8 protein-coding genes are annotated in these 5,620 nt (G+C 58.6%); all 8 read right to left on the bottom strand.

Translation table 11 applies throughout. The features are described 5' to 3' along the window. Nucleotides 1-33 precede the first annotated feature (33 nt). Nucleotides 34-693, bottom strand: coding sequence for an epoxyqueuosine reductase QueH (locus QZL66_RS08830; protein ID WP_022411353.1), 660 nt, complete (start codon nt 691-693; stop codon nt 34-36). Next, nucleotides 641-1,531, bottom strand: coding sequence for an N-acetylmuramoyl-L-alanine amidase family protein (locus tag QZL66_RS08825; protein WP_022411352.1), 891 nt, complete (start codon nt 1,529-1,531; stop codon nt 641-643). Before QZL66_RS08825 ends, QZL66_RS08830 begins: the two co-directional genes overlap by 53 nt. A 243-nt stretch (nt 1,532-1,774) precedes the next feature. Then, nucleotides 1,775-2,641 carry a PSP1 domain-containing protein gene (locus QZL66_RS08820; protein WP_022411351.1) on the bottom strand — a complete coding sequence of 289 codons (867 nt, stop codon included), beginning with the start codon at nt 2,639-2,641 and terminating at the stop codon, nt 1,775-1,777. Beyond that, nucleotides 2,638-3,663, bottom strand: coding sequence for a hypothetical protein (locus tag QZL66_RS08815; RefSeq protein ID WP_022411350.1), 1,026 nt, complete (start codon nt 3,661-3,663; stop codon nt 2,638-2,640). The genes QZL66_RS08820 and QZL66_RS08815 overlap by 4 nt, the downstream gene beginning before the upstream one ends. A 12-nt stretch (nt 3,664-3,675) precedes the next feature. Next, nucleotides 3,676-4,104 (bottom strand): arginine/lysine/ornithine decarboxylase, encoded by a 429-nt coding sequence (locus tag QZL66_RS08810; protein ID WP_022411349.1) that lies wholly within the window; start codon nt 4,102-4,104, stop codon nt 3,676-3,678. Further along, on the bottom strand, nt 4,095-5,024 hold the full coding sequence (locus QZL66_RS08805) for an aminotransferase class V-fold PLP-dependent enzyme (protein WP_022411348.1): 930 nt from the start codon (nt 5,022-5,024) through the stop codon (nt 4,095-4,097). The genes QZL66_RS08810 and QZL66_RS08805 overlap by 10 nt, the downstream gene beginning before the upstream one ends. Nucleotides 5,025-5,038: 14 nt before the next feature. Further along, nucleotides 5,039-5,314: a sigma-70 family RNA polymerase sigma factor gene (locus QZL66_RS08800; protein ID WP_022411347.1), complete on the bottom strand. Its 276-nt coding sequence runs from the start codon at nt 5,312-5,314 to the stop codon at nt 5,039-5,041. Further along, nucleotides 5,301-5,534 carry a hypothetical protein gene (locus QZL66_RS08795; protein ID WP_022411346.1) on the bottom strand — a complete coding sequence of 78 codons (234 nt, stop codon included), beginning with the start codon at nt 5,532-5,534 and terminating at the stop codon, nt 5,301-5,303. Before QZL66_RS08795 ends, QZL66_RS08800 begins: the two co-directional genes overlap by 14 nt. Between the last annotated feature and the right edge of the window lie 86 nt (nt 5,535-5,620).

The raw sequence follows: 5,620 nt of genomic DNA, 5'->3' as shown, positions 1-5,620 counted from the left end.
AAGACACGTGTATACGCTTGTGAAGACAGGTTCTTACTCCTGTGCCATGCGCCGCTCCGCCTCCAGCCGGCTGTAGACACAGCCGCAGAAGTTCTGCCGATAGAGGTCGTACTCTCTGGATAATACGATTGACCGCTGATAGCCGCCCTTTTTCTTGAAGTCCGAGGGCAGCCATGAGATGCCGTACTGCGCCGCCAACGCATTGCCGGCGGTGTTGATGAACACGGCGTCCTTGTGGGGACTGATGCTCAGCGTGGTGCAGACGAAGTCCGGCAGCTGCGGCTGCTGTGCCGCCGTCCGGAACGTCTCCTCCAGCCGGTGCCCGATGCACTTCTGACAGCGTGCGCCCCGTTCCGGTTCCTGTTCCAGCCCTTTGGCGAGGGCGTAGAACCGTTCCGGGAAATAATCGCCGTCGAGAACGGTCACCGGATTGCCCAGCGGCATCTCCCGCACCAGCCGCTGCAGTTCCGCCTTTCGGTGCAGATATTCCGCCTCCGGTGCAATGTTGGGGTTGTAGAAAAACAGCGTGATGGAGAAGCAGCGGCTGAGATATTCCAGCACGTAGCTGCTGCACGGTGCGCAGCAGGCGTGGAGGAAGAGCGTCGGGACACGATCCTGCGGCAGGTGCTGTAGGATGCGGTCAGTTTCCGACTGATAATTGACCTTGGGCTGTTGTGGTTGTGGTGAGTGCATCCATGCCGGATTCTCCGCCGAGTGCGTCGGAAGCGGCGGTTGTGGTTGCTGCAATGCCATTTGTGGTGCCTCCCTGTGTGCTGGTTGCGGAACGGAGATAGTTCAGAATACCGGTGGCAACGGCCTGTGCCAGCTTGTCCTCGTTGTCCAGAATCCACTGTGCCACATTCGGACCGTCGTGGTATTCCATTTCGATGAGGCAGGCAGGGCTCTGGTTGCTGCTGACCTCATAGACCTGCGAATCCGAGCCGGACTGTGCGCCGTCGATCAGACCGCCGTCGTCGGTGGGCGTCAGCTCTGCCACCGGATCATAGACTGCCTGCGCCAGTGCCTTGCTCTGTGCGGAGTTGCCGTTGTAGTAGCAGTCCGTGCCTACGCCGTCGCCAGCATTGGTGTGGATGGCAACATAGGCGGCGAGATTGTTTGTGCCCATAGCGGTCTTGGTCTCCAGCGTGTCGTTTTCGCCGGCGATCAGAACGGTGTAACCCGACTGTTCCAGAATGGTCTTGACCTTTTCGGCAACAATGCGGCAGACCGCAGCCTCGGTGGTGTCGCCAGTGTAGAACTTGTTGTCGGTCTGGTTGGACGGACTCAGGTAGACGGTGCTGCTGTAGCCTGCCTCAGTGGTTGCCTCCGTCGGCGCCTCTGTCTGTGCGGAAGTGGTGACCGGCGGTGTTTCAGCGTTGTTTTTCTTTTTGCTGCAGCTGGTGCAGCATTTGGTGAGGATAACGATTAGCACGATGAAAATCAAGAGAACTGCCAGAATGCGGTCGTACCGCACACGGCGGTTTCCGTGCTTCTTGGGGGGCTGCTGACGAGATGGTTGTGTTGATGGCATGGGAAATAACCTCCTATTTTACGTGCGGAATTTCCGCACTTCTTTTTCGGAACCGGAATCGGTTCTATCCGAAATCGCACTTAGAGCTTGTTCCGTATCTTTTTCTGTGCGGATTTTTGAGTATGATTTTGTCGGTGACAAGGAAAAAATTCGCAGGCATACTTCCGTATGGCAAGGATTTTTGACGCAGTCACCGGCAAAATCTGCCGGAAAGACGTATAGAAAAAGATGCGAAACAGGCTCTTATTGATCTTCCAGCGATTTCAATGCTTTGCGTTCTGCCTGATTGACCTTGATTCTGCCGTCCCGCAGAACCTTGACGGAATCCCGATGGGCTTTCACCGGAACATCCGCCTTGTCCGGCATGATTTTCAGTTCGCCGGTGAGGGGATTGGCCTCACAGACCTTGCCGTGGGTGCCGTCCTCCAGCGCCACCAGTGCGCCGACCTTCGGCGTGATGCGCAGCAGTTCTTCATAGACGTTCTGCTCGTATTTCAGACAGCACATCAGTCTGCCGCAGCATCCGGAGATCTTGGTGGGATTCAGAGACAGACCCTGTTCCTTTGCCATGCGGATGGACACGGGCTGGAAGTCCAGCAGATGCCCCTTGCAGCAGAACTCTCTGCCGCAGATGCCCAGACCACCCAGAATCTTCGCCTTGTCCCGCACGCCGATCTGCCGCAGCTCGATGCGGGTGCGAAAGACTGCCGCCAGATCCTTGACCAGTTCCCGGAAATCCACACGGTTGTCCGCCGTGAAGTAGAACAGCAGCTTGCTGTTGTCGAACGTGCACTCCACGTCTACCAGCTTCATTTTCAGCTTGCGGAATGCGATTTTTTCCTCGCACACCTGAAACGCACGGGCTTCCTTGCGGCGGTTCTGTTCCAGAATGCGCCGGTCGTCCCGTGTGGCAGCCCGCAGAATGGGCTTGAGGGGCGCAGTCACCTCGGACTTCGGAATTTTTTTATTGGGAATGACGACCTCGCCGCATTCCGTTCCGCGTGCCGTTTCCGTGATGACAAGGTCGCCCTGCCGGAACTGTTTGTTCTGCGGGGAGAAATAGTAGACCTTGCCGCCCTCTTTGAAACGGACGCCGATGATTTCGATCATAGAAGTTTTCTTCCTTTCTTCTGGCTTCGGAGAGAGGACGCAGTTCCGGCATCCATACAGGCGGCGCACAGTGCCGACAGTGCCAGAGGCAGGTTGACATTTGCCGCCAGCGCTGCATAGGCCCGGTTGACGGCAAGGTGCATGTTCTGCGCACCGGAGGAGGAGAGCTGCCTTGCCAGCAGGGAAGCTCCCTCTGCGTCACAGCCGATGCAGGGCGCATCCGGCTGATGCTTTCGCACCATGGCATCCCGAATGGTGCGGTCCAATAACAGTAAAAACTGCATGGCACGGCTGCGGTCTTTTCCCAGCGCCGCTGCCGTTTGCAGCATGGTATATTCGTCTTTCTTTATTATACTATTAATTGCGGTTTTTGTCAATGTAACAGTTTCCCGCATGGCATCCTCTTCCAGATAGGCGAGGCAGCGCCCGATGTTGCCGTGGAATACGCCGACTGCGTCTTCGCACGCCTCCGGTGAAAAGCCCCGTTCGCCCAGCGCCTCACGGCATTCCGCCTCGGTGACGGGGAACACCGCCTCCGACACAATGCGGGAGCGCACCGTGGGAAGCAGGACGGCAGGGGATTCTGCGGTGAACAGAAAATAAACGTAATCCGGCGGCTCCTCCACGGCTTTCAGCAGCAGGTTCTGCGTCCGTGGATCCATGGCGTCGCAGTCGGCAAAGACATAGAACTTGGCATCCCCCTCACTGGGCGGAATTGCCAGATCGGTGCAGACGCTGCGCACTGTTTCCACAGAGAAACCGCCCAGCTTGCCGCTGTGTTCCACCCAGCGCACGTCGGGGTGCTGCTGCTTTTCCAGCATGCGGCAGATGCGGCAGTTCCCGCAGGGCGCATGTTCCGCCTGACAGAGCATGCCGGCGATGAGCTGCGCCGCCAGTGTCTTTTTGCCCAGCCCTGCCGCACCGTGCAGCAGGATGCCGTGCGCCATGCGTCCCCGTGCCTGCATTTGCCGCAGATTCTGGCGCAGGCTCTCGTTCCCATAGAATTTGGTGTGTGTGGACAAGATGCTCCCTCCTTACTGAACCACCTGAATGGTGGAGATGCCGTAGCCCTGACAGACGTCGATGCACGCCCGGTCAATGCGCTCGCCGCTGAGGACGATGGGCACTGCCGGCGGACAGGGCACTTTGACTGCCGCACAGATGCGTCCGGCGCTGTGCTGGACGGGCAGAATCTCCTGCGGTGCCAGCGCAGCCTCCCGAATGCCGCAGACGGTTTCCGGATGGGGCAGGCGGAATTTCTGTCCCGCCGGCGGCTGGGACGGTGCGAAGTCCTCCAGCGCCTGCTGGAGTGCGGCGATCTCCTCCGGCGTGTTGGCGGCGGAGAACAGCATGACCACATGGTAGCAGTCGGCGTATTCTAAGATAAAGTGCCGGCTTTGCAGATATGCTTCCAGTTCTGTTCCGCAGAAACCGCTGGCGGCAGCGTCAATGGTCAGATGCATTGGCTCGCTGTCCGCAAAGACGTATTTCTGGGAGAGGATGCAGCGCAGCTGCTGGAGCCGTTCGGCGACTGCTGGAGCCGTTCGGCGACACCCCCCAGCCGCTCCCGAAACAGCGGAGAGGCAAGCTCCCGGTTGCACCAGTCCAGCGAAGCCAGCATGAGGTAGGAGGGGCTGGTGCTGGCGAACATCGCCATGGCACTGCGCACCCGTTCCGGTGTGGCATCAATGTCGCTGCGCACATGGAGGTAGGCGGTGCCGGTGAGTCCGGACAGCATCTTGTGGGCGGAGTCACAGCAGTAGTCCGCTCCCAACTGAATGGGGTGGCAGCGGTTGGGGAGAAACGCCAGATGTGCGCCGTGGGCGTTGTCCACCAGCAGGCGTGCGTGGTACTGCTGACAAAGTGCGGCAAAAGCGGCGATGTCTGCGGTGCGTCCCAGATAGTCCGGCGAGGTGAGATAGATGCACGCCGGACGGCCCAGCTGCTGTAAAATTTTTTCGAAGTCCTCCGGCGCATAGCTGCCGGAGAGAATGCCGTCGCTCTCCTGGGGGTACACCCACTGTACCGGCAGATCCAGCAGCACGCAGGCATTGAGGAAGGCACGGTGGACGTTGCGTGCAGCGATCACCGTGCGCCCCTCCTGTTTCATCAGCAGGAGCATGGTCTGGATGCAGAGGGTGGAGCCGGCGCAGGAGTAGAGGGTATAGGCAGTGCCGTAGAGGGAGGCAGCGTTTGCCTCGCTCTCGGCGAGAATGCCGTCGGCTTCAAACAGGCTGTCTGCGCCGGTGATCTCGGTGAGATCCAGCTTTGCCGCCTCCTGAAGTGCCGGTGCGCCAAGCCGTCCCTTATGGCCGGGCATGTGCAGGCGGGTGTTGTCTTGTGCGGCGTATGCGGTCAAAAAGTCGTAGACGGGTGTTGTCATGTATGGGAAACCTCCTAGTACAGCCCGTAGGACTGCAGCTTTTTCTGAATTGAAGTGCAGGCACGTTTTCTCGTGCGGGAGACGGTGGATGTGGTGATCCCCAGCGCTGCGGCGATCTCCGGCATCGTCTTCTGCTCTTTATAGTATAGCACAAGAATTTGCTTTTGTCTTGGGGAAAGTTCATTTTTGATGATATTTTTTGCAATGTAACGTGCAAAGCGGCGGGAACCTCGGGACGGCACCTGTGATTCCTCAGGAAACAGCAGACCGCTCCAGTCATTCTTTTTCATGCGCAAGGAACTCCCTCCCTTCCTCCGGCAGATAGCCGCGCATCTGTTCGATGCTCTGGCGCATCTCCCGAATCTCCGTGACCATCAGCCGGCGGCGCTGCTCCAGACTGTCCCGCTCCCGCTGGGGCAGATGGGGGGCTTTCATCATCTCACGCAGCTGGAGGATTCTGGATTCCAGACTTTTGCAGGCATTCTCGTAAGCAAGGATCAACGTTTTCATGGACAAACTCCTTTCCAGAACAACAGGGACACGAAATCTGTGTCCGTGGGTGAGAGCTCGTGTTCATAGGCGTCTATCTACGTCTT

It is taken from the genome of Ruminococcus sp. CAG:330 (genome assembly GCF_000437175.1).
Classification (GTDB): domain Bacteria; phylum Bacillota; class Clostridia; order Oscillospirales; family Ruminococcaceae; genus Ruminococcus_C.
Note: the sequence above shows the minus strand (reverse complement) of the source record. Positions and strands in the feature narration are given on the sequence as shown.

Excerpts from the sequence above, each read along its gene's own strand:
- QZL66_RS08820 (WP_022411351.1), bottom strand. The coding sequence starts at position 2,641 with ATGATCGAAATCATCGGCGTCCGTTTCAAAGAGGGCGGCAAGGTCTAC.
- QZL66_RS08800 (WP_022411347.1), bottom strand. The coding sequence starts at position 5,314 with ATGAAAAAGAATGACTGGAGCGGTCTGCTGTTTCCTGAGGAATCACAG.
- QZL66_RS08805 (WP_022411348.1), bottom strand. The coding sequence starts at position 5,024 with ATGACAACACCCGTCTACGACTTTTTGACCGCATACGCCGCACAAGAC.
- QZL66_RS08795 (WP_022411346.1), bottom strand. The coding sequence starts at position 5,534 with ATGAAAACGTTGATCCTTGCTTACGAGAATGCCTGCAAAAGTCTGGAA.
- QZL66_RS08830 (WP_022411353.1), bottom strand. The coding sequence starts at position 693 with ATGCACTCACCACAACCACAACAGCCCAAGGTCAATTATCAGTCGGAA.
- QZL66_RS08825 (WP_022411352.1), bottom strand. The coding sequence starts at position 1,531 with ATGCCATCAACACAACCATCTCGTCAGCAGCCCCCCAAGAAGCACGGA.
- QZL66_RS08810 (WP_022411349.1), bottom strand. The coding sequence starts at position 4,104 with ATGCATCTGACCATTGACGCTGCCGCCAGCGGTTTCTGCGGAACAGAA.